Source organism: Aminobacter sp. P4_D5 (assembly GCF_056401815.1).
Genome location: NZ_JBFUIP010001117.1, coordinates 1 through 577 on the forward strand (window position 1 = coordinate 1; position 577 = coordinate 577).

The 577-nt window shown below is 61.8% G+C and carries 1 protein-coding gene; it reads right to left on the bottom strand.

Annotated features, from left to right (window positions below; all coding sequences use genetic code 11):
- Window positions 1–15: 15 nt before the first annotated feature.
- Entirely contained in the window at window positions 16–363 is a 348-nt protein-coding gene (locus AC1DWF_RS36995; RefSeq protein WP_476843398.1) for a hypothetical protein, read from the bottom strand.
- Window positions 364–577: the final 214 nt, after the last annotated feature.

Consider the following 577-nt stretch of genomic DNA (forward strand, 5'->3'; position numbering starts at 1 on the left):
GATCTGGCGGCTGCTTCATTGGGTCTTTTTTGGTGGCGGAATGGACAATAGGTTCCGATCCTTCATGAAGCTGAACAAGCTTTCGGCCAAAGCCTGCGCAATGCCGTGCGGCATCGTCAGCGTGCCAATCTCCTGCACGAATGCATCGCCGCCGTCCCAATTCGCGCGAACGCTGCCGAGCGAGAGTGAGAGGTTGGGCCCGTTCAATCTCACGCCGATAATCCAGTTGCTGAACACCTCCGGCGCGCCGGGGTTTGACGCAATGCGGAAGGCTACTGAGGGGGATGGTGTTTGGGCTGATCCGCCTCCTTCGTCCGGCGGCGCGAAGCTAATTAACAGCTGTCCACTTCCCATTTCACTCATGTCTCMTGCCTTCGCTCTGTGCTTCATGTGTCTGTCCTCGCGACGATGGAGACCGGACCTAGCTCCCGGACCTCGCTGACGCGCCGGCGGCCCATGCCCATGAGCGCCGAGGCCCCACGAAGCGACCCTCTGTGCCGTTCTCGAGCAACCGATGCCCGAATCGTCCCCATCCTCAGCCTCTTCCCCCACGCCCAGCCGCATGGGTGGCCCGTGC

What these genes read in the sequence shown, in the direction of transcription:
- AC1DWF_RS36995 (WP_476843398.1), bottom strand. Translation starts at nt 363, where the DNA reads ATGAGTGAAATGGGAAGTGGACAGCTGTTAATTAGCTTCGCGCCGCCG.